Source organism: Methyloversatilis sp. RAC08, assembly GCF_001713355.1.
GTDB lineage: Bacteria > Pseudomonadota > Gammaproteobacteria > Burkholderiales > Rhodocyclaceae > Methyloversatilis.
This window is the reverse complement of record NZ_CP016448.1, coordinates 3,744,671-3,769,066: the sequence shown is the minus strand read 5'-3', so window position 1 is coordinate 3,769,066 and position 24,396 is coordinate 3,744,671. Positions and strand designations below refer to the sequence as shown.

22 protein-coding genes and 3 tRNA genes are annotated in these 24,396 nt (G+C 65.4%); 9 read left to right on the top strand and 16 right to left on the bottom strand.

Features of this window, described 5'->3' with window-relative positions:
- Positions 1 to 26 precede the first annotated feature (26 nt).
- Genes BSY238_RS17135 through BSY238_RS17115 form a run of 5 tightly spaced genes read left to right on the top strand, consistent with a single transcriptional unit; the run spans position 27 to position 4,668 of the window.
- Positions 27 to 989 carry a ketopantoate reductase family protein gene (locus BSY238_RS17135; RefSeq protein WP_069040211.1) on the top strand — a complete coding sequence of 321 codons (963 nt, stop codon included), beginning with the start codon at positions 27 to 29 and terminating at the stop codon, positions 987 to 989.
- 40 nt (positions 990 to 1,029) lie between these two features.
- A complete protein-coding gene (locus BSY238_RS17130; protein ID WP_069040210.1) occupies positions 1,030 to 1,968 on the top strand; it encodes a diacylglycerol/lipid kinase family protein in 939 nt (312 codons plus the stop codon).
- On the top strand, positions 1,965 to 2,774 hold the full coding sequence (locus BSY238_RS17125) for a metallophosphoesterase family protein (protein WP_069040209.1): 810 nt from the start codon (positions 1,965 to 1,967) through the stop codon (positions 2,772 to 2,774). The genes BSY238_RS17130 and BSY238_RS17125 overlap by 4 nt, the downstream gene beginning before the upstream one ends.
- Before the next feature lie 7 nt (positions 2,775 to 2,781).
- Positions 2,782 to 3,600, top strand: coding sequence for a phosphatase PAP2 family protein (locus tag BSY238_RS17120; protein ID WP_069040208.1), 819 nt, complete (start codon positions 2,782 to 2,784; stop codon positions 3,598 to 3,600).
- Between the two features lie 30 nt (positions 3,601 to 3,630).
- Positions 3,631 to 4,668: an ADP-ribosylglycohydrolase family protein gene (locus BSY238_RS17115; protein WP_069040207.1), complete on the top strand. Its 1,038-nt coding sequence runs from the start codon at positions 3,631 to 3,633 to the stop codon at positions 4,666 to 4,668.
- A gap of 304 nt (positions 4,669 to 4,972) precedes the next feature.
- Here the strand turns inward: BSY238_RS17115 and BSY238_RS17110 are convergent, their stop codons facing one another.
- From BSY238_RS17110 to BSY238_RS17060, 11 genes are all read right to left on the bottom strand, one after another.
- Positions 4,973 to 5,287 carry a gamma-butyrobetaine hydroxylase-like domain-containing protein gene (locus tag BSY238_RS17110; protein ID WP_069040206.1) on the bottom strand — a complete coding sequence of 105 codons (315 nt, stop codon included), beginning with the start codon at positions 5,285 to 5,287 and terminating at the stop codon, positions 4,973 to 4,975.
- Positions 5,284 to 6,153: an ABC transporter ATP-binding protein gene (locus BSY238_RS17105; protein ID WP_069040205.1), complete on the bottom strand. Its 870-nt coding sequence runs from the start codon at positions 6,151 to 6,153 to the stop codon at positions 5,284 to 5,286. The genes BSY238_RS17110 and BSY238_RS17105 overlap by 4 nt, the downstream gene beginning before the upstream one ends.
- On the bottom strand, positions 6,150 to 7,115 hold the full coding sequence (locus BSY238_RS17100) for an ABC transporter permease (protein WP_083224088.1): 966 nt from the start codon (positions 7,113 to 7,115) through the stop codon (positions 6,150 to 6,152). Before BSY238_RS17100 ends, BSY238_RS17105 begins: the two co-directional genes overlap by 4 nt.
- 3 nt (positions 7,116 to 7,118) lie before the next feature.
- Positions 7,119 to 8,564 carry an ABC transporter substrate-binding protein gene (locus BSY238_RS17095; protein WP_069040204.1) on the bottom strand — a complete coding sequence of 482 codons (1,446 nt, stop codon included), beginning with the start codon at positions 8,562 to 8,564 and terminating at the stop codon, positions 7,119 to 7,121.
- Between the two features lie 100 nt (positions 8,565 to 8,664).
- Positions 8,665 to 9,000 carry a ferredoxin FdxA gene (fdxA, locus tag BSY238_RS17090; protein WP_069040203.1) on the bottom strand — a complete coding sequence of 112 codons (336 nt, stop codon included), beginning with the start codon at positions 8,998 to 9,000 and terminating at the stop codon, positions 8,665 to 8,667.
- Positions 9,001 to 9,010: 10 nt separating this feature from the next.
- Entirely contained in the window at positions 9,011 to 9,958 is a 948-nt protein-coding gene (locus tag BSY238_RS17085) for a HEAT repeat domain-containing protein (protein ID WP_069040202.1), read from the bottom strand.
- 11 nt (positions 9,959 to 9,969) lie between these two features.
- Positions 9,970 to 10,203, bottom strand: coding sequence for a 4Fe-4S dicluster domain-containing protein (locus tag BSY238_RS17080; protein WP_069040201.1), 234 nt, complete (start codon positions 10,201 to 10,203; stop codon positions 9,970 to 9,972).
- A 38-nt stretch (positions 10,204 to 10,241) separates the two neighbouring features.
- Positions 10,242 to 11,972 carry a fumarate reductase/succinate dehydrogenase flavoprotein subunit gene (locus tag BSY238_RS17075; protein WP_069040200.1) on the bottom strand — a complete coding sequence of 577 codons (1,731 nt, stop codon included), beginning with the start codon at positions 11,970 to 11,972 and terminating at the stop codon, positions 10,242 to 10,244.
- A gap of 85 nt (positions 11,973 to 12,057) precedes the next feature.
- Positions 12,058 to 12,837, bottom strand: coding sequence for a GntR family transcriptional regulator (locus BSY238_RS17070; RefSeq protein ID WP_083224087.1), 780 nt, complete (start codon positions 12,835 to 12,837; stop codon positions 12,058 to 12,060).
- A gap of 91 nt (positions 12,838 to 12,928) precedes the next feature.
- Entirely contained in the window at positions 12,929 to 13,795 is an 867-nt protein-coding gene (locus tag BSY238_RS17065) for a sulfite exporter TauE/SafE family protein (RefSeq protein WP_069040199.1), read from the bottom strand.
- A gap of 228 nt (positions 13,796 to 14,023) precedes the next feature.
- A complete protein-coding gene (locus BSY238_RS17060; RefSeq protein ID WP_069040775.1) occupies positions 14,024 to 15,034 on the bottom strand; it encodes a YeiH family protein in 1,011 nt (336 codons plus the stop codon).
- Positions 15,035 to 15,133: 99 nt separating this feature from the next.
- Between BSY238_RS17060 and BSY238_RS17055 the strand changes: the two genes are divergently transcribed.
- Positions 15,134 to 16,030: a LysR family transcriptional regulator gene (locus BSY238_RS17055; RefSeq protein WP_069040198.1), complete on the top strand. Its 897-nt coding sequence runs from the start codon at positions 15,134 to 15,136 to the stop codon at positions 16,028 to 16,030.
- 239 nt (positions 16,031 to 16,269) lie between these two features.
- Here BSY238_RS17055 and purL read toward each other — a convergent pair whose 3' ends face one another.
- Positions 16,270 to 20,268 (bottom strand): phosphoribosylformylglycinamidine synthase, encoded by a 3,999-nt coding sequence (gene purL, locus BSY238_RS17050; protein WP_069040197.1) that lies wholly within the window; start codon positions 20,266 to 20,268, stop codon positions 16,270 to 16,272.
- 567 nt (positions 20,269 to 20,835) lie between these two features.
- Here purL and BSY238_RS17040 point away from each other — a divergent pair.
- The 3 genes from BSY238_RS17040 to BSY238_RS17030 are packed head-to-tail and all read left to right on the top strand — an operon-like array spanning position 20,836 to position 23,354.
- Complete coding sequence (locus BSY238_RS17040) at positions 20,836 to 21,717, top strand: tetratricopeptide repeat protein (protein ID WP_069040774.1); 882 nt, start codon at positions 20,836 to 20,838, stop codon at positions 21,715 to 21,717.
- The gene (locus BSY238_RS17035; protein ID WP_069040195.1) at positions 21,717 to 22,241 is read left to right on the top strand and encodes a DNA-deoxyinosine glycosylase; all 525 of its coding nucleotides are present in this window, start codon (positions 21,717 to 21,719) and stop codon (positions 22,239 to 22,241) included. Before BSY238_RS17040 ends, BSY238_RS17035 begins: the two co-directional genes overlap by 1 nt.
- Positions 22,242 to 22,271: 30 nt before the next feature.
- Positions 22,272 to 23,354: a calcium/sodium antiporter gene (locus tag BSY238_RS17030; protein WP_069040194.1), complete on the top strand. Its 1,083-nt coding sequence runs from the start codon at positions 22,272 to 22,274 to the stop codon at positions 23,352 to 23,354.
- 64 nt (positions 23,355 to 23,418) lie between these two features.
- Here the strand turns inward: BSY238_RS17030 and BSY238_RS17025 are convergent.
- The 4 genes from BSY238_RS17025 to pgsA all read right to left on the bottom strand — a co-directional run bounded on the left by BSY238_RS17025 (position 23,419) and on the right by pgsA (position 24,392).
- Positions 23,419 to 23,494, bottom strand: a tRNA-Gly gene (locus BSY238_RS17025).
- A 38-nt stretch (positions 23,495 to 23,532) separates the two neighbouring features.
- Positions 23,533 to 23,606, bottom strand: a tRNA-Cys gene (locus BSY238_RS17020).
- Positions 23,607 to 23,673: 67 nt separating this feature from the next.
- Positions 23,674 to 23,749: transfer RNA gene (locus BSY238_RS17015), tRNA-Gly, on the bottom strand.
- Positions 23,750 to 23,819: 70 nt separating this feature from the next.
- Positions 23,820 to 24,392: a CDP-diacylglycerol--glycerol-3-phosphate 3-phosphatidyltransferase gene (gene pgsA, locus BSY238_RS17010; protein ID WP_069040193.1), complete on the bottom strand. Its 573-nt coding sequence runs from the start codon at positions 24,390 to 24,392 to the stop codon at positions 23,820 to 23,822.
- Positions 24,393 to 24,396 lie beyond the last annotated feature (4 nt).

Below are 24,396 nucleotides of genomic sequence, written 5' to 3'. Positions count from 1 at the left end.
GCAGAGGGATCGACTGGAGCACACTCATGCGCATACTGATACTCGGTGCCGGCGGCATCGGCGGATATTTCGGCGCGCGGCTGCAGCAGGCCGGTGCAGACGTCAGCTTTCTGGTGCGCGAGGCCCGCGCGCAGCGACTGCGCGACACGCGATTGCGCGTCTGGAGTCCGCTCGGCGACGTCCAGGTAACGCCCGAACTGCTGACAGCGGTGGCCGAAGGCAATCATTTCGATCTGGTGCTGCTGTCGTGCAAGGCCTACGACCTCGCATCGGCGACCGATGCCATCGCACCCGCGGTCGGACCGCACAGCGTCGTCGTGCCGCTGCTCAACGGCATCGCACACCTGGACGAACTCGATGCGCGCTTCGGTCGCGCACGCGTGGCCGGCGGCGTTGCGCATCTGGCGCTGACGGTGGACGAGACCGGTGCCATCCGCCACCTGAACGCGACACAGCGCCTCATCATCGGCGCGCGCACGAATCCGGCCCCGCCTGCACTCGACTGGCTGGGTGCGCTGGTCACGCGCATGTCGCCCGACTACACCGTATCGGCCGGCATCGAACAGGACATGTGGGACAAGCTGGTCTTCATCAGCGTGCTGGCCGGCGCCACCTGCCTGATGCGTGCATCGATCGGCGACATTCTCGATACGCGCGCCGGTCGCAGCCTCATCGAAGGCATGCTGGATGAAAGCGCAGCGATCGCGACAGCCGGCGGTCACGCACCGTCGGTCGATCGTCTCGCCGGCTATCGCACCCAGCTGACCGAAGCCGGCTCGACCCTGACGGCATCGATGCTGCGCGACGTGCTGCGCGGCGCACCGACCGAAGCGGATCACGTGCTCGGCGATCTGGTCCGGCGTGCCGGACAGTGGGCCGTGCCGACACCCCGGCTCGACCTGGCGCTGTCCGCGCTGCAGGCATACGAGGCCGCACGCCGGCGCCTGTCGGAATCGTCCGGCTTAACTACTGCGCGCGCTTGCCTATGATGGGACGCTTCCGGGTTCCGGCCCGCTCCGCGTGCACCTGATGCCTTCCTCCCTCGCGTCGCAGAAAGCGCCGCTGTTCATCGTGCTCAATGCCGCCTCGGGCATCAGCGACAGCGCACAGACGCGCCAGACCATCGCCTCGGTGCTGAACCGGGCCGGGCGCGCACACCATGTTTTCGAGGCTGGCGCCGGACAGAATCTGGCTGCAGTAGCGCAGCGGGCGGTCGCGCAGGCGCGTGCCGCAGGCGGCATCGTCGTTGCGGCCGGCGGCGATGGCACGATCAACACGGTCGCCCAGGCGCTGCTGGGCAGCGGACTGACCTTCGGCGTGCTGCCGCAGGGCACGTTCAACTACTTCAGCCGCGAACACGGCATTCCGGCCGACACCGAAGCCGCATTGCAACTGCTGCTCGACGGTGAGGTGCGGCCGGTGCAGGTGGGTCGCGTGAATGACCGGGTGTTCCTGGTGAATGCCAGTCTGGGCCTGTATCCGGCGCTGCTGGAAAACCGCGAGGAATGGAAACGACAGCTCGGCCGCAGCCGCCTCGTCGCCTTCTGGGCCGGTCTGCTGACGCTGCTGCGCGAGCATCGCCGACTGACGCTGGACATCGAGCACGGTGGCGCGCGACGCACCGTCCGCACGGTGACCCTGTTCGTCGGCAACAACCGCCTGCAACTGGAGCAGCTTGGCGTGCCCGAGGCGTCGGACCTCGCACGCGGCAGGCTGGCCGGCATCACCCTGCGCCCGACCGGCAAGCTGGCGATGCTGTGGCTGCTGGTGCGCGGCGCGCTGGGTAGGCTGGGTGACGCAGACCGCGTGGTCAATTTCAGTTTCCGCACCTTGAACCTGACTTCACGGCGACGCAGGCACATCAAGGTTGCGACCGACGGCGAAGTGGCGTGGATGAATACCCCGCTGCATTTCGAAGCGCTGCCGAACGCGCTGAATCTGATCGTGCCGCGCGGCCCGACGGCATGAGCACACTGCTGATGCAGATTTCCGACACCCATTTCGGTGTCGAACGCCCGCCGGTGTGTGACGCCCTGCGCCGGCTGGCGCAGGCGCAAAAGCCTGCTGTGCTGCTGCTGTCGGGCGACATCACGCAGCGTGCGCGCGCCCGCCAGTTCGCCGCAGCACGCAGCTTCGTCGACAGTCTGGGCATTGCAGGGCGGGTCACTTTGCCTGGCAATCACGACATTTCGCTGTTCAATCTTTTCGAACGTCTGCTGACGCCCTACCGCAGCTATCGACGCGTCTTCGGCGCCGCGCACGATGCAGTTTTCGATGCCGAAGGCGTGCGCATCGTCAGCGTCGATTCGACGCGCGCCTACCGCCATGTCGACGGCGAACTGTCGACCGACCAGATCGAAGCCGCCGCGCACGCGCTCGATGGCGCACCGGCCGGTGCGCTGCGCATCGTCATGCTGCATCACCCGGTGGCTGTCAGCCGACCGGACGAAAAGCACAACCGCGTGCATGGTCATCGCGAGGCGGTCATCCGCTGGCGGGCCGCCGGCGCCGATCTCGTTCTGGGCGGGCACATTCATCTGCCTTTCGTGCGCCGGCTGGACGGCGACGGCCTGCGCACCGCGTGGGCCGTGCAGGCCGGCACCGCCGTGTCGGAGCGCACGCGACCGGAAGCCGGAAACTCGGTCAATCTGATCCGCGCCATCACGCTGCATGGCGCGCGCGCTGCGATCGTCGAGCGCTGGGACTACTGCCCGGCAAGCGATCGCTTCGAGCCGGGTGCGCTGAGCGCGCTGCCGCTGGATGCGCATCACTGAGCCATCGATGAACGCCCTTCTTGCCGATCCGCAGCAGATGGCCGTCTTCATCGCCCAGCAGGCGGTGCCGCTCTGTCTGGGCGCGCTCGGTGTCGCCTTCGCGCTGGCCATCGCAGGCCACACCAGCGCCCGCCGACTGTGGCCTGCCCGCGCCCGCACGGCCTGGCAGATCGCGACGGCCGGCATCGTCTGCCTGCTGTGCGCGTTGCTGCTGTTCGCCGCCATCGCGTCCGCGGTGTCCGGCGACGGCCGACTGGTGCGCTTCGACCATGCGCTGGCCGACGCCATGGCAGCGCATCAGTCCGCCGGCACGCTGCGGGTATTCGCCCGCGTCACGCACTTTGGCGACACCGTCGTGCTGACTGCGCTGTGCATCGTGGGTGCGGCAGCGCTGCTGGCGGGTAGAGAGCGCCTGCTCGCCGCTGCCCTGGTGGCTGCCATCGGCGGCAATTCGCTGCTCAATCGATCGCTGAAAGCGGTGTTCGAACGCGTACGCCCCCTGCACGAACACGGCCAGACCTGGGAAACCAGCTGGAGTTTTCCGAGCGGACACAGTTCGGGCACGCTGGTGGCCTATGGCATGGCCGCCTGGATATTGATGCAGCTGCTGCCGGCGCGCTGGCATCTGCCGCTGCTGCTGACCGCCGTCGCGATTGCGCTCGCGACCGCGCTGAGCCGCATCGTGCTGCACGTGCATTACGCGAGCGATGTGATGGCCGGCTTTGCATCCGGCTCCGCGTGGCTGACCCTGTGCATCACCGTCGCCGCGCTGCTTCGTCGACGCTCGGTCAGCATCATGCAACCATCCGGCCGGCGAAATGCCTGAACGCACAACGGTCCACAAGGAGCAGCAACCATGATCGATCACTCGCGCCTCGAAGCGGCCTGGTGGGCCAGCTTCATCGGTGACGCACTGGCCATGCCGGTGCATTGGTACTACACGCGCAGCCGCATCGCCGTCGACTATGGCGAGATCGACCACTACATGGCGCCGCACAATCCGCACCCGGACAGCATCCTGTGGCGCAGCAAGTACCAGCACACCGACGCGACCGACGACATCCTGCATGACCAGGCGCGCTTCTGGGGTGGGCCGCGCGGCATCCATTACCACCAGTTCCTGCACGCCGGCGAGAACACGCTGAACATCCGGCTCGCCGCACTGCTGGCCGAGTCGCTGGTCGAGTGCGGCCAGTACGACCGCGATGATTTTGCGCGCCGCTATCTCGACTTCATGCTGACGCCCGGTACGCATGGTGATACCTACGTCGAGGAGTACCACCGCGCCTTCTTCAGGCACTACGCCGAAGGCCGCGAACTGGGCGACTGCGGCATCGAGGACATCCACATCGGCGGCCTGGCGACGCTGACGCCGCTCATCCTGTTCCATGCGGCCAACCGCCACGCGATGCACGAAGCCGTGGCGTCGCACATCGAGCTGACGCACAAGGGGCCGGTTGCAGCCGAGGCAGCGAAGGTGTTTGCCGACCTGATGTATTTCCTGCTGCAGGGCGTGCCGGTCGACGATGCCATCGAGCGCGCGGGCGGCGCTGCACACACCGCGCTGACCTGGCCCTACCGTTCCTGGGTCCGCACGCGGCCGGACGACGAAGTCGTCGGCGCCCAGTTCAGCCCGGCCTGCTATCTGGAAGATTCACTGCCGGCGACGCTCTTCCTCGCCGTGAAATACGGGTCCGACCTGCGCGCCGGACTGATGTCCAACGCACGACTGGGCGGCGACAACTGCCACCGCGGCGTCGTGCTCGGCGCGCTGCTCGGCGCGCAGGGCGGCATGCATGCCGTTCCGCAGGCGTGGATCAACGGGCTGCATGAGCATGACCGCTTGAAGGGCCTGCTGGAAAAGCTGTCGGCGCTGGCGCTGAAGGGCGGCTGACGCCAGACCAGGTCGCGTCGCACGCGCGATGCCTGGCATGCCGGCCTTGTGGGAGCGGCGGCCTCGCCGCGATCGTGCAGCGATGGCCATCGTGCAGAGTGCCTATCGCGGCGAGGGCGGAGCGGGGGTTTCGGCGAGCATTGCTCGCCGCTCGCAGAGCCGGCCGGCCATGCAGGGCCGGCAGTGGATCGCCGCTCCCACAGGTACTGCGCCCACGGGCGGTGCGCGACGGGTCAGTTGATGTCGGCATCCCGTTGGATGGTGACGCTGTGATCAGTCGCCCGCTTCGCCGCGACCCGCACTTTCACGATACGACCTCCCCGGCTTCGCGCGGCGCTCCCAGTTCTCGCAGATAGGCCCACGGATAGATGCCGCGCCGGTGCCCGTCGGAGAAAACCAGATTCAGGCCGGTGCCAGCCATTACGTGCGCCTCGGTCAGCGCGACCTCGCTGCAATCCTGCGGCGGCGCACCGGCGCGCGCCGCCTTCGTGCAGAAGGCGCAGCGGCAGCGCGCGCGCAGCAGTGCATGGGGCAGTGAGCTTTCAGTATCGTCGTCCCACTCGATACGCAACAGGCGCGACGCACCATGTACCGTGACGGCGCGTGGCAGCGCACTCACAGCATCGCTCCGACACCTTCGGTGCCGACATGCCAGTCGTGCCCGGCCAGCCCGCCCTCCTTCAGTTCGCCGCCCATGGCCGCGAGACTTTCTTCGCGTATCAGGGCCTTGAGCTGTCGATGCAGCGACAGGAATGTCGGCGACGAGGTCATTTCGGGTGTGCGCGGACGCGGCAGCAACACCGGAATCTCCGACTTAACGCGTCCGGGCCGGGCCGTCATCACATACACCTTGTCCGACAGGAAGATGGCCTCTTCGATGTCGTGGGTGATGAACAGCACCGACAACTGGAGCTGCTGCCACATATTGGTCAGGATTTCCTGCATCACCACGCGCGTCTGCGAATCGAGCGCGCCGAAAGGCTCGTCCATCAGCATGACCTGCGGGCTGGTGGCCAGCGCGCGCACGATGCCGACGCGCTGCTTCATGCCGCCGGACAACTGCTCCGGAAAGTGGTTTTCGAAGGACAGCAGACCGGCCAGACCGAGCAAGGTGCGCGCCTTCGTCTCGCGGGCGCTACGGCTGACGCCTTTCATCTTCAGACCGAATTCGACGTTCTGCCGCACGCTGAGCCACGGAAACAGCGAATACTGCTGAAACACGACGCCCCGGTCCGCCCCTGGTCCGCCGACCGGCGAGCCATCGACCGAAACGATGCCTTGATCCGGCTTCAGGAAACCGGCAACGATGTTGAGCAAGGTCGACTTGCCGCATCCGGACGGTCCGACGATGGATACGAATTCCCCCGGCTTGACGTCGAGCGACACGTCGCTGACCGCATCGAGCGGCACGCCGTTCTGCGTGAAGCGCACGCAGACATCGCGGATTTCGATATGCCCCTTGCCGGGGACGGAAGCGGCGTTCATCGCGTGTTCTCCTTTCCGACGGATACCTGCCAGGGCATGGCGAGCCGGGCCAGCAGGCGGATGGCACCGCTGCACAGCAGACCCAGTACACCGATGACCAGCATGCCGATCACGATGTGCGAATACTCGATCAGCGAATACGCTTCCCAGGTGAAGTAGCCGACGCCGTACTGCCCCGAAATCATTTCCGCGGCGATCAGCGATACCCACGCCACACCCATGCCCACCGACAGTCCGGTGAAGATGTGAGGCATCGCGCCGCGCAGCACCACCTGGGTCATGAGCGCGAACTCGTTGGCCCCCAGACAGCGCGCCGCGCGCACCAGCACGCTGTCCATCGTCGCCACACCGTGCATGGTGTTGAGCAGGATGGGAAAGAAGGCACCGAGGAAGGTGATGAACACGATGCTGGTTTCGGTGGTCGGCCACAGCATGATGGACATCGGCACCCAGGCGATGGCCGGGATCGGTCGCAGGATTTCCATGGCGGGAAACAGCAGCCCGCGCACCGCGCGGTAGCGGCCGATGAGCAGCCCGAAGGCCACGCCCAGCAGCGTGGCGACAACGAAGCCGATCATGATGCGTCGCAGGCTGATCATGATGTTGGTCATGAACTTCGGATCGCCGAACAGGGCCAGCGCATCCTGGTACACCTCGACCGGCCCCGGGATGTGCGTGAAGCGGATGTAGAAATCCCAGCGATAGGCGGTTGCCAGGTACCAGAAGCCGATCAGCAGGCCGATCGAAACGAGGGCCAGCAGCATCGCCGGCCCTTCGCTGCGCATCAGGCGCCAGAGTGCCGATGACCTGAGCTTGCCCACGGGAGCCGCTGCTTCGGACCGTTCCGCGCGCCTGACGGCGGGCACGACCGGCACCTCACGCTGCGCTGTCGCACCTTCGTCCTGCTCCGATGCGAACGACCGCACGTCATCCGCGGGCTGAATCCTGATAGCGGTTCCCATGACTCACTTCCTTACCGTTGCGACGGCCAGTGCGTCGGCATAGAGCCCCGCCTTGCCACCATTGGCCGCGGCGTGCGCTTCGGCATCCTTCTTCAGCAGGAAGGGCACGATCTGCGTCACACCATCCTTGCTGACCAGCGAGTAGTAAGCCTTGTCGGCGAACAGCTTGATCTTGAAGGTCTGATCGAACACGAAGGCCACACCGACCTTCTTACCGGCCTCGGTCGCCTTGCGGACTGCCGCCAGCGTGCAGTTGGCCGATCTGTAGGCGGTCAGCGCCCCGCCCTCGATCCACACCTCGCCCGCTTCGCGCGGTGCGGTGATGCTGCCGCCGCACAAGGGGTCGGTGCCCGAAATCTCGTAGCTCGAATAGCCGGCCTTCTGCGCCGCGTAGTCCAGCCCGAGTTCCTTGTAAGCCTGCATCACGTAGCTTTCGTCGACCCACGCGTCAGCGTCGAACTCCTTCACGCGGCCCATGCGGCTCAGCACGCCGTGGTCGTATTTCACCGTTTCGACCCACTTCGGCTTGATGGTGGGATCCAGCGTATGAACACCGCTCGGGCCGAGGAACATGTAGGCGACCTCCTTCTCGACGCGTGTCCATTGCTCGATCTTCGTGGCCGCCTCGACCGGGTTCTTGCGCACCCAGTCGTTGGCTTCGATCATCGCCTTGATGTAGGCGACGACGAATTCCGGATACTTTTTCGCGAAGTCCTCGCGCACCACCACGCCGTGGAAGGTCGGCACCTTGGTCTCGACGCCATCGAATATCTTTCGCGCAAAGCCCCGGTACGGCAGCAGTTCGGCAAACGGCACGAAATCGGCGTGGCCGTCGATGCGCTTTTCCTGCAGGTTCGACGTGCCGACCTCGGGGCTCTGGCTGGCCAGTTCCCAGTAGTCGGACGTCCACCCGCGGTCTTCCATCGCCTTGAGCAGCATGCCGTGCGCAGCAGACCCGAACGGCACGGACACTTTCTTGCCCTTGAGGTCGGACAGCTGGAAATAGGGTGAATCCTTGTGCACCACCATGCCGTTTCCGGCACCGTCTATGTTGTAGGCGATCAGGGCGATCAGCCTGCTCTTAGTCTCCGGCCCTGCCTGGAAGGTGGCGCCGTTCACCAGCAGCGGATAGTCGCCCATCATGCCGATCTGCAGGGTGTTGGCCACCATGCCGTTGGTCACCGGCGGACCCGAGGTGAAGTTCTGCCATTCGATCTTGAACTGAATGTCCTTGTACTTGCCGGTCTTCGGCAGGTGCTTCTCCATCAGGCCCAGTTCCTTGATGACGATGCCGCCGGTCACGGTATTGGTCGTCGTGTTCTGCGTACCGATTCCCACCGTGATCACCTCGGCCAGTGCAGCCGGCGCACAGACCGCGATGGACATGCCCAGCGCGAACATGCGCGATGCGGCGGCCAATCGGTCAAGACCTGCATTCAGTGCATTCATGGCGTTCACCTCTCCCTGTCAGTTCAATGAAAAACGACGAAATGCTGTTGCGGTTGTTGTTTCGGAAGCCTGTCTCCTGCCCAGCCCATCCACCGCTTCTTCATGCGCCCTGAAGGGCGTCGAGGTACTGCCTTTTCTCGCTCACTTCCGCCCAGGCCTGGGCATCGGCAAGCGGTTCGTGCGCCTCGGCAATCACCGGCCACTGCGCGGCGAGCCGCGCATTGAGTTCGATGAACACCTCCTGGCCCGGTGGCAGTTCGTCCTGCGCATAGATCGCGCTGACCGGGCATTCGCTGACGCACACGCCGCAATCGATGCAGATGTCCGGGTTGATGACCAGAAACTCGGGGCCCTCGTGAAAGCACTCGACCGGGCAGATATCCACGCAGTCCGTGTACTTGCAGCGCACGCATGCTTCGGTCACGACATAGGTCATGGCTGTTTCCTCACTTCTGAGCCAGGGTGATGGCGGTGAGCGCAAGGCGCGACAACTTGCGCACATCCGGGTCGGCATCACCCAGCGCGGCCTCGAGCGCGGGAATGGCACGCGGGTCGGCGATTTCGCCCAGCGCGATGGCAGCTTCCTTGCGCACGTTTCCTATCGTGTGCGTCAGGCTGTCGATCAATGCGGGCAGCGCCGCGACCGCCTTGAGCAGGCCGAGTGCGCGTGCAGCCTTCACGCGTACCTGCCAGTAGTCGTCCTGCATGGCGCGGATCAGATCCGGAATCGCCAGACCGAGTCGCAGCTTGCCCAGGGTCTGTGCCGCCTCGTCGCGCACCATCCACGAGGTGTCGGCCAGACCGCGGGTCAGGGCCGGCAGCACGCTCACCTCGCTGGAATAGCCGATGGCGCCGATGGCGATGCGCCGGACATCGGCGTCCGCGTCGCGCGCCGCCACCTCGGCCAGCGCACCGATGGCCTCCGGCATGCGCAGGTAGCCAAGCACGCCGACTGCCTCGCGCCTGACGCCGGCGTCGCCATCCTTCAAGGCTTCCATCGCCGGTGCGAAGGCTTCAGGCACGCGCAGTGCCCGGATCGCACGAAGGGCCAGCATGCGTACCTCGCTCGAGTGGCCCTGCAGAAACGGCAGCAGTGGCGCGGCCGATGCGCTCTCCTTCAGTTCGGACAGCACGGCGCCCGCCGCTGCCCGGACATCCGCATCGGCATCGAGCAGCATCGGTGCCAGCGCCGACACCACTTCGGGTTCTTCGTAGCCTTCGAGTGCGCGCACCGCTTCGGTCCGCACCGACGCATCCGGGTCCGCCAGGCGCGGCAGCAGCAGCGGCACGATGTCGTCCTCATCGCCGTAAGGCAAGTCGATCACGGCAAGGCGCCTGACTTCCGCGTCCGCGCTGCCGAGACGCTCGGCGACTGAACAATTCTGGATATCCATCGTCCGGCTCCTCAGCGCAGCAGGTAGGGAATCGACACGCTGACTGCGCCGGTAGGGCAATCGGTCTCGCACGGCAGGCAGTACCAGCATTCGTCGAACTTCATGAAAGCCTTCTTCGTCAGCATGTCGATGGCGAGCACGTCGAGCGGACAGACATCGACGCAGACGGTGCAGCCCTTTTCGGCGATGCATTTGTCGTTATCGACATTCACGGGTACCTGGGTCTGCGTTGTGGCAATGGTCATGGCGTAATTCCTCGGGATTCGGGCGAAGTGATCGGGGGTCAGGCGGCTTCGGCGCTGTGCGCGACGCGCAGACGCTGGTAGGCGCTGCGCTCTTCCTCGTCGATCGGCACGATGTAGGGTTCGATGGCCTTCTTGCGCATCTGCATGCGGCCGTCCGCGCTCTTGCTCAGCAGCGAATGGCAGAACCAGTTCTCGTCGTCGCGCTCCGGGTGATCGAGGAAATAGTGGTAGAGGCCCCAGCGGCTCTCGGTGCGGAACATCGAGGCCCGCGCCGCCATTTCCGCGCAGTCGAGAATGGAATGCGCTTCCATCGCGCGCATCAGCTCGTGCGGGTTGGCCGCGAACATCGAATCGGCGTCCTCGCGGATTTCGTCGAAACGACGCAGTGCGATCTCGTACTTGCGCGTGATCTTCGGCGGCTGCAGGTAGTCATTCACCAGGCGGCGCGTCTTGTACTCGATCTGATAAGGCGTCAGCCCGTCGGTGCGGCCCAGTGGCGCGAGAATGCGGCGCTCTTCGGCGGCAACATCACCGGTGTCGATCACACCGTGTCCATGGCCGGCGCAGTAGGCGGCGGCGTTCTCGCCGCACAGCCGGCCGTACACGAAGGCGCCCAGCATGTAGTTGTGCGGCACGCTGGCGCAGTCGCCGGCGGCGTACAGACCCGGCACGGACGTCTCGCCCATCGCGTTGGTGTGGATGCCGGAAGCGCTGTGACCGCTGCAGAAGCCGATCTCGGAAATGTGCATCTCCACCATCTGCTTGCGGTAATCGTTGCCGCGCTTCTCGTGGAAGCGGCCGCGGCTGGGTCGCTCGTTGGTATGCAGGATGGTTTCGATCTCCTGGATGGTTTCTTCGGCCAGGTGGTCGAGCTTGAGGAAGACCGGACCGTTGCCGCCTTCGAGTTCGTTGTAGAACTCCATCATCATCTGGCCGCTCCAGTAGTCGCACTCGATGAAGCGCTCGCCCTTGGAGTTGGCGGTGAAGCCGCCGAAGGGGCCGGTCACGTACGCACAGGCCGGTCCGTTGTAGTCCTTGATCAGCGGATTGATCTGGAAGCACTCGAGATTGGCCAGGTCCGCCCCGGCGTGGTAGGCCATCGCATGGCCATCGCCGCAGTTGGTCGGGTTTTCGTAGGTGCCCATCAGATAGCCCGATGCCGGCAGACCAATGCGCCCGGCAGCACCGGTGCACAACACCGCAGCCTTGGTCCGTATGACATAGGTGTCGGCGGTGCGGCAGTCGAAGCCCATGACGCCGACCACCTCGCCGTCGGCGCCGGTCAGCACGCGCGTCACGACAACCCGGTTGGTCACTTCGACGCGCGCCTTCTTGAGCTGGCGGTATAGGATCTTCTTCATGTGATGCCCTTCGGGCATCGGCAGCACGTAGCTGCCCAGGTGATGCACCTTGCGCACCGCGTAGTCGCCGGTCTCGTCCTTCTCGAACTTGACGCCCCACTGGTCGAGCTGGTTGATCATGTCGAAGCTGTTGGCCGCATAGGCCATCACCGCTTCCTGATCGACGATGCCATCGTTGGCGATGGTGATTTCCTTGACGTACTGCTCGGGCGTCGCATGACCGGGAATGACCGCGTTGTTCAGCCCGTCCATGCCCATCGAGATCGCACCGCTGCGCTTCACGTTGGCCTTGTCGATCAGCAGCACGCGCAGCTTCGGGTTCTTCTCCTTCGCCTTCACTGCGGCCATCGGGCCGCCGGTCCCGCCGCCGATGACGACGAGATCGAATTCCAGGTCAATGCGTTTCATGTTCTCTCCTTGATGTGGGCTGCACTGTCGCGCTTCGGCGCGCAGCTGCGAACGAAGACTTCCTGCTTTGCTTTCCAGCGCTGGATCAACTTCGATCGATGCGCAGGCGGTACTGGAAGGCATCGCCGCGGTAGTAGAGAAACTCGAAATCGATGGGCCGGTCGTCGGCCCAGGTCAGTCGCTCTATGCGCAGCAGCGGCGAGGCCTCGGCGATGTCGAGATGGCGGGCAAGCGACTCGTCGGACGAAATCGCCTCGATCTGCACGTCGGCGTGCGTGAGGTTGCGTCCGAGGTCGTTTTCGAGAATGACGAAGATGTCGCGCGTGGCCAGATCTTCCTGGGCGAGCCGCTCGCCGATGTCCGGCGGGAAGTAGCTCACGTCGACCGAAATCGGCTCGCGATTCAGGTAGCGCAGGCGCTGGATTTCGAACACCGGCGCCTCCGGCTTGAGCTGCAGCCGCTGTGCCACGAGCGCACTCGCTGCGACCGGTCGGGCACTGAGCAGCAGCGAATAGGTTTCGTAGCCGGAGGTCGACATGGCCTCGCCGAACCCCTGCAGCCGCGACAGACTCTGGAAGGCCTTCGGCTTGGCGACGAAGCTGCCCTTGCCCATCACCTTGAAGATGAGCCCTTCCTTCTGCAGGTCGCCCAATGCCTGCCGTATCGTGATGCGGCTGACAGCGAAAGCCGAAATCATCTGGCTTTCCGATGGCATCTGCGAATGCGGCGGATAGCTGCCGTCGAGAATGCGCCGGCGCAGGATTTCGCGGATCTGCGTGTACAGCGGCATCTGCGATACCTGCGACAGCGCATCCTCGACCTTCGCTGCGCCCGGGGGCGCGATCTGCTTGCGGTGCGGTGCCATGTTCGAGCTCCTGTTCGAGAACCTGTTATGACGGGTTATGTTATGCAAGGTCAGTGCCAATTCTTCCGCCTCGCACAACACAGGGACAAACCTATGTTTTTAAACTATTTTTATGTCTTGACAGTACATCCTCCGCAGCGATGCCTGCACCGGTTTGCTGCACCGCGCCAGGCGCTTGCACCAAAGCGGTCGCGTGCTTCGGCCAGGCCGCGAACGCACCGGTGGCCATCAGCAGGCACAGCACGACCCGCCGGAAATGTCGCGGATCCAGACCGCGATACAGGCGTTCGCCCAACAGGCCGCCGCCATGAAAAAGGGGCGCCAGCAGCAGCCCCTGCAGCAGCAGCGACAGGCCGAACAAGCCGGACAGCACGATGGCAATCAGCGCCAGCGGGTAAAGGCATCCGAAGTAGACGAGGAAGCTGGCACGCGCGCGATGACTGTCGGTTTCCACGCCCAGCAGGTAGAGGATGGCCGGCGGACCGCCGACACCACCGAAACCGGTGAGCACCCCGCTGAACAGCCCCGCACCGATGGAAGCGGCATGGCTGCGACCGCGCACCAGGCGTACGCCGGTCAGCAAGACCGCTGCGCTGGCAATCACCGCAAGGCCGATCACCTGCCCGAACAATCGCGCCGGCAGCACGCTCACCAGCCACAGACCGAGCGGAATGCCGAAACACGCAGCGCCGAGCATCGGCAGCAGAACGCGGTGATCGACCAGCCGGCGCACCGACGGCGCCAGTGCATGGGTCAGTGGCAGCGCGTTGAGCAGCGTCACGATGCAGATCGTGTCGCGCGCCGACGCCACCGTGGACAACAGGGGTGCCATCAGCAGCGCCGCGCCGAAACCGGTCATGCCGCGCAGCACGCCCCCTGCGATCACCGCGCCGGCGATCACCGCCCAACTCGCGATGCCGCGGTCCGGCCACAGCGTGTTCAGCAGCGAAGCATCCAATCGGTTCTCCCGGACGGGACAAGCGGCGCGCTTCCCGGAAAGGTACGCCGCCAAACCTGTCATAACAGGTAATGTCAAGCAAAAGCCGGACCTGCGAGCCGACGTGCCGCCGATCCATCGCAATGCCTTGCCGGACGTGCCTTCGCGTCATCTGCCCGGAGCGCCACTGCGACACCGGGTCATACCGCTGCGGTGCGCCCGCACGATCGACGCTCCGCTTTCGTGCATTCATGACGGCGCTCCGAGGCTGACCAGGCCGAAGCCGGCAAGCAAAAGCCATATCCAGAGCAGCGCGGCGAGCGCCCACACGCGCCACCCGGCCTGTCCAATGTCGGCCAGCCGGGTGTTGGCACCGAGCGCCCCCAGACCGACTGCCAGCAGCGCTTGCGCCGCTTCGGCACCGAGGGCGTGCAGCCACACCGGCAGCAGACCGGACGCATTGAGCGCAATCGTTGCGATGAAGCCGTAGAGGAAAAGCGGAACACCCCGGCTGCGCGAACCCGTCGTGCCGCCAGCGCGCCATCGGGCTGCGATCAGCATCACGACCGGCGCCAGCAGCATCACGCGCATCATTTTCTCGACCAGCGCACTGGAAGCCGCCGCCGGCCCGGCCGCAGCAGCAGCGGCCACGACATGGCCGAGTTCGTGCACCGTAAGCCCCACCCACAGACCGAATGACAGATCGCTCAAGCCCGTCAGCGGCTGCAGAAGCGGCAGCAGATACATACCCAGCGTGCCGAAAACGACGACTGCCAGCACCGCGGCTGACACGTGGCGCGCGCGCGCACCGATCACGCTATCGGCCGCCGCCACCGCCGCGGCGCCGCAGATCGCGCTACCGCAGCCGATAAGTATCGCCGCCTGGGGATCGAGGCCGAGACGACGCCCCAGCAAGAGCGCCAGTCCGAACGTACTGAGCACGACGACCATCGCCATCAGCAGGCCGCTCCAGCCCACCCGGCCCAGTTCGTCGATTCCGATGCGCAGTCCGTACAAGGCGATGCCGGCGCGCATCAACGGACCGCGCGCCAGGCGGAATCCCTCGACGCCACGCGCTGGCAGAGACGGCCACAGATTGCCGACCACGATGCCCAGCGCCACCGCCAGCGGCAGCCAGCCGAAGCCGTGTGCCGATACACCGGGCAGGGCGGAAAGCGAAGCCGATGCACCGGCAACCGCTACCGACGCGGCAAGTCCGGTCGGCAGGCCGGGTGGTGTGATGGCAGTCGTCGAATTCATGGACGGGTCGCGGGCTGCAGAAAGTGAATGCAGCGTACGCGGCGAGCCATTCATTCTTCTATATCATGCAAATCACTGATTGATAACCTCAGGTGATACTTGAACCTGCATCTGCTTCGCATCTACGTGAAGGTGGTCGAAGTTCAGAGCTTCTCGCGCGCGGCCGAAGCGTTGGACATCACGCAGCCCGCTGTATCGAAGGCGGTGCGTGAGCTCGAATCGCAGCTTGAAACCGTGCTGCTCGACCGCCGTGGCAAAACCTTCAAGCCAAGCGAGTCGGGTCGTGCGCTGTACGAATACGGCCGCAGCATCCTGGCCCTCGAACGGGAAGCGACCGAAACGATCCGCGCCTTCAGCTCGCTCGAACGCGGGCGGCTGAGCATCGGGGCCAGCACCACCATCGCGACGTATTGGCTGCCGCCTTTCCTGGTCGATTTTCATGCCCGCCATCCACAGGTCGAACTGCAGGTGATCAGCGGCAACACGCGCCAGATCGCCGATCTGTTGCTGGAGTGCCGGGTCGACGTGGCGCTGGTCGAAGGCGATGTGGACGATGCGCGGTTGAACCGCCGCATCTGGCGCCGCGACGAAATGGTCATCATCGCACCACGCGATGCAGCGTTGCCGACCGGCGGCGCCCTGCGGCCGGCCGATCTGGCCGACCATACGTGGATCGTGCGCGAGCGCGGTTCCGGCAGTCGCGCCGCCACCGATCGTGTGCTTGATGAAATGGGGCTGACGCCAGTACGCGCAATCGAGGTGGGCAGCAACGAGGCCATCGTTCAGACCGTCGCCGCAGGTCGCGGACTGGGCATGGTGCCGCGCATCTGTGCGCGCGACCAACTGGCCCTGGGGCGCATACGCCGACTGCACCCGGGCGGTGCCGCCATACAGCGCACGCTCTACCGCATTCGTCTGCCCGAGCGCCCGATCAGCCCGGCCGCCCTCGCCTTCGAAGCCTTGATCGCAAGCGCGCAACCCTTGCTCGACGAGTAGTCGACGGAGCAGCCCATGTTGGACCGGCGCCCTTGTGGGAGCGGCGGCCGCGCCGCGATAGGCACTCTGCACAACGATGGTCGCGGCACTGATCGCGGCGAGGCCGCCGCTCCCACAGGGCCGCTCCCACAGGGCCGCTCCCACAGGACCGCTCCTACAGGGCCGCTCCTACAGAGGGAATGCCTTCAGCGGATTGAAGTCAATCGCGCAGGCGCGCGCCGAAACACGCCGACGCCAGATCACTCGACCCAGGCCCGCGCATTCCTGAACATGCGCATCCATGGGCTGTCCTCGCCCCAGTGTTCCGGGTGCCAGCTCATCTGAACGGTGCGGAATACGCGCTCGGGGTGCGGCATCAGGATGGTGACGCGGCCGTCATCGGTGGTGACCGACGTGATGCCGTCGGGCGAGCCGTTCGGGTTGCGCGGGTAGCGCGTCGCGACCTTGCCGTCGTGGTCGATGTAGCGCATCGCGACGCGCGCCAGGGACTGCGCCTGCGGGTCATCGAACACCGCGCGGCCTTCACCGTGCGACACCACGATGGGCAGTTTCGAGCCGGCCATGCCGCGGAAGAGGATGGACGGCGACTCGACCAGTTCGACCATCGTGAAACGCGCCTCGAACTGCTCCGAGCGGTTGCGCTCGAAATGCGGCCAGTGCGCCGCACCCGGAATGATGTCGCGCAGCTGACTCATCATCTGGCAGCCGTTGCACACGCCCAGCGCGAACGTGTCTTCGCGGTTGAAATACTCCGCAAAGGCGTCGCGCAGCTGCGCGTTGAACAGGATGGACTTGGCCCAGCCGGCACCCGCGCCCAGCACGTCGCCGTACGAAAAACCGCCGCAGGCGGCCAGGCCCTTGAAATCGGACAGTTTCACGCGCCCGGCCATCAGGTCGGACATATGCACGTCGTGTGCCTCGAAGCCGGCGCGGTCGAAGGCGGCTGCCATCTCGACCTGGCCGTTGACGCCCTGCTCGCGCAGGATGGCAATCTTCGGCCGCTTGCCGCTGCTCACGAAGGACGCTGCAATATCTTCCTGCGGCTCGAAGGTCAGTGCTGCGAACAGGCCGGTGTCATTCTTGTCGTCGAGTAACGCGAATTCCTCTTCCGCGCAACCCGCGTCATCGCGCAGCGACGCGATGCGATGACTGACTTCGCTCCAGGCCTTCAGCAGATCGCTGCGCGCTTCGCTGAAAATGACCTTGGCGTTATGCCAAAGACGGATTTCGTCGCGATCGTTCGGGCTGCCGATGCCGTGCGTCACGCCGGACATTCCGGCTTCGCGCAGCACGTCCATCACCTTCGAACGCTCGGCGACGCGGATCTGGATCACGGCGCCCAGTTCCTCCGCGAACAGCGCCGAGAAGGTACGGTCATTGAAGCGGCCACGCACCGCGTCGGGCTTCTTGGCCAGCGAATCGACGTCGACCAGCAACGGGTCGTAAGCCAGCGTATCGAGGTTGATCGACAGACCGACCCTCGATGCGAAGGCCATTTCGCACAGCGTGGCGAACAGGCCGCCGTCCGAGCGGTCGTGATACGCCAGCAGATAGCCTTCGTCGCGCAGGCGGTTGATCGCCGGCAGAAAGCGGCCCAGCAGCACCGCGTCGGCGTCGGGTGCATGTTCGCCCACCACGCCATAGGCCTGTGCAAACGCCGAGCCGCCGAGGCGGTTCTTCATCTGGCCCAGGTCGAGCAGCAGCAGTTCGGTGTCGACTTCAGGGTCTATCAGCAACTGCGGCGTCAGCGTCTTGCGCACGTCGCCGACCGGCGCGAACGCCGTGATGACGAGCGACAGCGGTGAAATGACTTCCTTCTGCCGCGCGTTCTGACCTTCGCCCTCGGTCCAGCGCGTCTTCATCGACAGGCTGTCCTTGCCGACCGGGATCGACAGGCCGAGCCCGGGGCAAAAGTCGATCGCCACGGCCTTCACCGTATCGAACAGTGCCGCGTCTTCACCCTTGTGACCGGCCGCGGCCATCCAGTTGGCCGACAGCTTGATGCGGTCGAAGCTGCGCACGTCGGCTGCGACCAGATTGGTGATCGCCTCGCCGATCGCCATGCGGCCGGATGCCGGGCCGCTGAGCAGCGCCACCGGCGTGCGTTCGCCCATCGCGAACGCTTCGCCCTGATGGCCGCTGAACCCTGCGCTGGTCACGGCCACATCGGCCACCGGCATCTGCCAGGGGCCGACGAACTGATCGCGCGCAGTCAGGCCGCCGACCGAACGGTCGCCGATGGTGATCAGGAAGGACTTGCTGGCGACCGATGGCATGCTCAGCACGCGGTAGGCCGTGTCCTTCAGGTCATAGCCGCCGACGTCCATCGGCGGTGCAAAGGCCGGGCGGCGCTGCACGGTACGGTGCATCTTCGGCGGCTTGCCGAGCAGCACGTCCATCGACATGTCGACCGGCTTCGTTCCGAAGTGCGGGTCTTCGACCGTGAGCTGGCCGTCCGGCGTCGCCTGGCCGAGCACCGCATACGGGCAGCGCTCGCGATCGCACAACGCGCGGAAGTCATCGACCCGTTCGGGCGCGATGGCCAGCACGTAGCGCTCCTGCGATTCGTTGCACCACAGTTCGGCCGGACTCATGCCCGACTCTTCGCTCAGGATGGCGCGCAGATCGAACCACGCACCATGGCCGGCGCCGTGGGCGAGTTCAGGCAGCGCATTCGACAGACCGCCGGCGCCGACGTCGTGCACCGCAAGAATGGGGTTGTCGTCCTGCATCTGCCAGCAGCGGTCGATCACTTCCTGCGCGCGCCGCTCGATTTCCGGATTGCCGCGCTGCACCGACGCGAAGTCGAGATCGGCGGTGTTTGTGCCGGTGGTCATGCTCGACGCCGCGCCGCCACCCAGACCGATCAGCATGGCCGGGCCGCCCAGCACGATCAGTTTCGTGCCGGCCGGAAACACGATCTTCAGCGCGTCGCGCGCACTGATGTTGCCGATGCCGCCGGCGATCATGATGGGCTTGTGATAGCCGCGCATTTCGCCCATGAAGGGCAGTTCGAAGGTACGGAAATAGCCGGCCAGATTGGGCCGACCGAATTCATTGTTGAAAGCGGCAGCACCCAGCGGGCCATCGATCATGATCTGCAGCGCCGAGGCGATGCGCTCCGGCTTGCCGTAAAGTTCGCCGTCGATCCGCTCCCATGGCTGTTCGAAGCCCGGAATGTTCAGGTTGGACACCGAAAATCCGGCCAGACCCGCCTTGGGCTTCGCACCGCGGCCGGTCGCGCCCTCGTCGCGGATTTCACCGCCGGCGCCCGTCGCGGCCCCGGCGAACGGCGAAATCGCGGTCGGATGATTGTGCGTCTCGACCTTGGCCAGGAAGTGCATCGGCTCGGCATGCCAGCCCCAGCGGCCGTTGCGGTCCGGGTAGAAACGGTCGACCGGCGCCGTCGTTGCGCCTTCGATCACCGCCGCATTGTCCGAATACGCCACCACGGTGTGCTGCGGCGTCGCGCGGTGCGTTTCGCGGATCATGCCGAACAGGCTCAGGTCCTGCGTCGCGTAGTCGATGTTCCAGCTCGCATTGAATATCTTGTGCCGGCAGTGCTCCGAATTGGCTTGCGCGAACATCATCAGTTCGACGTCGGTGGGGTCGCGGCCGAGCTTCGTGTAGGCGTCGAGCAGGTAATCGATTTCGTCGTCGGACAGCGCCAGACCGAGCGCGCTGTTGGCCTGCACCAGCGCGGCGCGGCCCTGATCCTTGCCACCCTGTCCGAGCGATACGCTGACCAGCGGACGCGGCGGCACATGGCTGAACAGTGCATCGGCTTCGTCAAGGCTGGCCAGCACCGATTCCGTCATGCGGTCGTGCAGCTTCGCCGACAGCGCCATGCGCTCGGTCGCGTCAAGCGACCCGGCGCCCAGCAGGCCGCGCGACAGCTCGATCTCGTACAGCACGCCGCGCTCGATGCGCGCGACGCTGGTCAGACCGCAATTGCGCGCAATGTCAGTCGCCTTCGACGACCAGGGCGAAATCGTCCCCAGCCGTGGCGTCACCAGCAGCGCACCCGCCGCTAGCGCGACCGCAGGTTCGGCTGCCAGCAGCGCGTGCAGCCGGGCCAGTTCGTCGGCGCCAGGTACCGCACTGCATTCGACGAAGAAGTGCTGCGTTGCGCGCACTTCGCGCACCTTGCCGACCGTCGCACGACAGTCGTCGGCCAGACGCGCCATACGCGCCTCGGAAAATGCAGGGGTACCGCGGAGCTTCAGAATGAGGGTCATGAGGGGAAACTGGAGGAAAGGACGCCGGACACCGCCACGCGGATCCGAATTCGCAATTATATATAGGGGGCACCGATCACCGCAGTCGGATCGTCGCGCCGGCATTTTGTTCGCAATTCGCGCGCGGCGCAGTCAGCGTGCCCTGGCGGACGGCCCGTGGGCCGTCCGCCAGGGCGCAGGGTTGCCGCGGAACCTGTAGGAGCTGTTCCTGTAGGAGCTGTTCCTGTAGGAGCTGTTCCTGTAGGAGCTGTTCCTGTGGGAGCTGTTCCTGTGGGAGCTGTTCCTGTGGGAGCGGCGGCCTCGCCGCGATACGCACTCTGTACAACGATGGTCGCGGCACGATCGCGGCGAGGCCGCCGCTCCCACAAGCCACAGCTCCCACAAGCCGCCGCCCCTACAAACTGCCGCTTTCACGGGGGCGGAGCCGATCGCTGGGGGCTCCGTTCTCATAGGTCCCCGGCGCAACATCGGCCCCCCGCCCGGGCTTGTTGTTTGTATGCTCCATCGCATCTGAAGGTGCGGGCTGCAGACTGCAGTCCGGATCGACGATTTTCACGAGGAATGAACATGCATCCCGACGCCCCCGACGCGGCAGGTGGCGACGTCATCGAAGTCACCCTGACCAATTTTCAGCGCGATGTGATCGACATGTCACAGCGCATGCCGGTGCTGGTCGATTTCTGGGCGCCCTGGTGTCAGCCCTGTCAGGCGCTGACGCCGCGACTCGAAGCGCTGACCATCAGCTACGCCGGTCGGGTGCGGCTGGCCAAGATCAACTCGGACGACAACCCGGAACTGGCGCGTCGCTTCGGCGTGCGCGGCATTCCGAACGTGAAGGCCTTCGTCGGCGGCGTGATGGTCGACGAATTCACCGGCGTGCTGCCGGATCGCGAACTGCGCGAATTCATCGACGCCCTGCTGCCATCGCCGGCCGAGCCCACCTGCGACGAAGCGCGCGCCGCGCTGCTGCGCGGTGATGCTGACACGGCGCTGGCGCTGAACGAGGCCGCGCTCGACCTCGATCCGCTGTTCGAACCGGCCATGCTGGGCCGGGTAGAGGCGCTGATTGCACAGGCGAAGCTGGACGAAGCTCAGGCCGCACTCGATGCGCTGCCGGGCGACATGAACGACCGCGCGCGCGTCGGCACGCTGTATGCGCGCATCGCCGTCGCACGGCGCCAGCCAGGCGACGCCGACCACGACTACGCGGCGCGCATTGCACGCAATCCTGATGACCTTGCGGCACGCCTCGAATGGTCGGCGCTGCACGCGGCGGAAGAAGACTGGGAGGGCGCGATGAAGCAGGCGCTCGAAGTGGTCAGACGCGACCGCGATTTCGGCGACGATGCCGGCCGGCGCACGCTGATCGATCTGTTCGACCTGCTCGGCAGCGACCACCCGCTGGTGCGCCACTACCGCCGCGAACTGGCGGCCGTGCTGAACAAGTGATGGCGGAGGGCTCGCGCATCCGCTGCTTCCCGCCGGTGGCCGATCCGGCCACCGCGCGCGTCCTCATCCTGGGCTCGATGCCCGGCAAGGCATCGCTTGACGCCAATCAGTACTACGCCCATCCGCGCAACCAGTTCTGGTCCATCATGGGAACCCTGTTTGGCGCCCACCCCGCGCTGCCCTACGCCGAACGGCTGGCGATGCTGACCGGCGCCGGCCTCGCGCTGTGGGACGTGCTTTCGAGCTGCGAGCGACGCGGCAGCCTGGATTCGGCGATCGATCTTCGCTCCGCCCAGGCCAACGATTTCGCCGCGTTTCTTGGGCGCCACACCGGCATCCGGCGCGTGCTGTTCAATGGCGCGCTGGCCGAAACCTGCTTCCGGCGAGACGTGATGCCGCACGTCCGCGCGCTCGACATGCTTAGACTTCCGTCGACCAGCCCGGCCCACGCCGGCCTGTCGGCAACCGACAAGCTGCACGCCTGGCGGGCCGCCCTGCAACCCTCTTTGGTCGTCGCGGTCTGAAACCCTTCTTAAAATTATGGATTCGATTTCATGACTTTTCTGCTGTTCGGCCTCGGCCTTGTCGCACTGATCGCGGGGGCCGAGCTGCTGGTGCGCGGCGCCTCGAAACTGGCGTTGTCGTTCGGCATTTCGCCGCTGGTGGTCGGGCTCACCATCGTTGCCTTCGGCACCAGTTCGCCCGAACTGGCGGTATCGGTGCAGTCGGCCTGGAACGGCAAGACGGACATGGCGGTTGCCAACGTGGTCGGCAGCAATATCTTCAACGTGCTGTTCATCCTCGGCCTGTCGGCGATGATCACGCCGCTGCTGGTCGACAAGCAGCTCATCCGTCAGGAAGTGCCCATCATGGTCGGCATATCGCTGCTGTTCGTCGCGCTGACGCTGGATGGCAGCGTGTCCTTCGGTGACGGCGCGCTGTTCGTCGGCCTGATGATCGCCTACACGACCTTCCTGATCGTCCAGAGCCGCCGCCAGACGAAGGCACTGAACGACGAGTACGCCGAAAGCGTGGTCGGCCCAGGCGCGGGCTGGGACTCGACGCTGCCGGTGCAGATTGCACTGATCGTCGTCGGTCTCGGGCTGCTGGTGCTCGGCTCGAACCTGCTGGTCGAAGCGGCCATCGTGTTCGCGCGCTACCTGGGCCTGAGCGAAGCGGTGATCGGCCTGACCATCGTCGCTGCCGGTACCTCACTGCCTGAGGTGGCTGCATCGGTCACCGCGGCACTGCGCGGCCAGCGCGACATCGCGGTCGGCAATGTGGTCGGCAGCAATACATTCAACATCCTGGGCGCGCTCGGCGTGTCGTCAATGGTCGCACCGACCGCGTTGACCCTGCCGCCGTCCATGCTGGCCTTCGACATACCTGTGATGGCCGCTGTCGCCATCGCCTGCCTGCCCATCTTCATGACCGGCAACCTGATCGCTCGCTGGGAAGGCGCACTGTTCTTCGCCTATTACATCGCGTACGCGCTCTACCTCATCATGGCCGCCAAGGACCACGACGCACTCGGCGACTACGCCTTCGTGATGCAGACCATCGCGCTGCCGCTGACCGCGATCACGCTGGTCACCATCGTGGTTCGACATTTTCGGGGGCACCGCGCCGCAGGATAGCGTCGGCATCAAGCCGGTACTGACGAAAAAATGGGAAGCGAAGCTTCCCATTTTTGTTTCATTCTGGAGCGGGAAACGAGACTCGAACTCGCGACCTCAACCTTGGCAAGGTTGCGCTCTACCAACTGAGCTATTCCCGCGGTGCGGATGACCCGGACGGGTCATCCGACAGGTGTGCTGGAGGCGAGGGTCGGAATCGAACCGGCGTCCACGGCTTTGCAGGCCGCTGCATGACCACTCTGCCACCTCGCCGGTGGTGCCGCCATCTGACTGGCTGCAAACAAAAAGGGGAAGTGGAACTTCCCCCATTTGGATATCTTGGAGCGGGAAACGAGACTCGAACTCGCGACCTCAACCTTGGCAAGGTTGCGCTCTACCAACTGAGCTATTCCCGCAAGACAGGCGCGCATTATAGGTCCGGCACGAAACCTGTCAATACTCCGGGCGCAGAATTTTGCCGTGCACTCAGATCGCCTTGCGCGCGCGCAGTTCAGGCCAGGCGCGGCGCATGTAATACACCATCGAATACACCGTGAGCACCGCAGCGATCCAGATCAGCCAGCGACCGATGGAGGCAATGTCTACGCCGAGCAACGGTTCATAGTAGAGCAGCATCGGGATGGCCGTCATCTGCGCGCTCGTCTTGATCTTGCCTATCATCGACACGGCGACACTGCGTGATGCGCCGACCTTGGCCATCCATTCGCGCAGCGCCGAGATGGTGATTTCGCGACCGATGATCACGAACGCAACGATCGTGTCGACACGCTGCAACTGCACCAGCATGATCAATGCCGCGGCCACCATGAGCTTGTCGGCCACCGGATCGAGGAAGGCACCGAAGGCGGTGGTCTGGTTCAGCGTGCGCGCAAGGTAGCCGTCGAGCCAGTCGGTCACCGCTGCGATGATGAACACCAGCGTTGCGGTGAGGTTCTTGTCGGCCATCACCAGCGTGCGCTCGGGCAGGAAGAACACACCGACGAACAGGGGAATCAGCAGGATGCGCGCCCAGGTGAGCGCGGTCGGTACGGTGAACATGGAG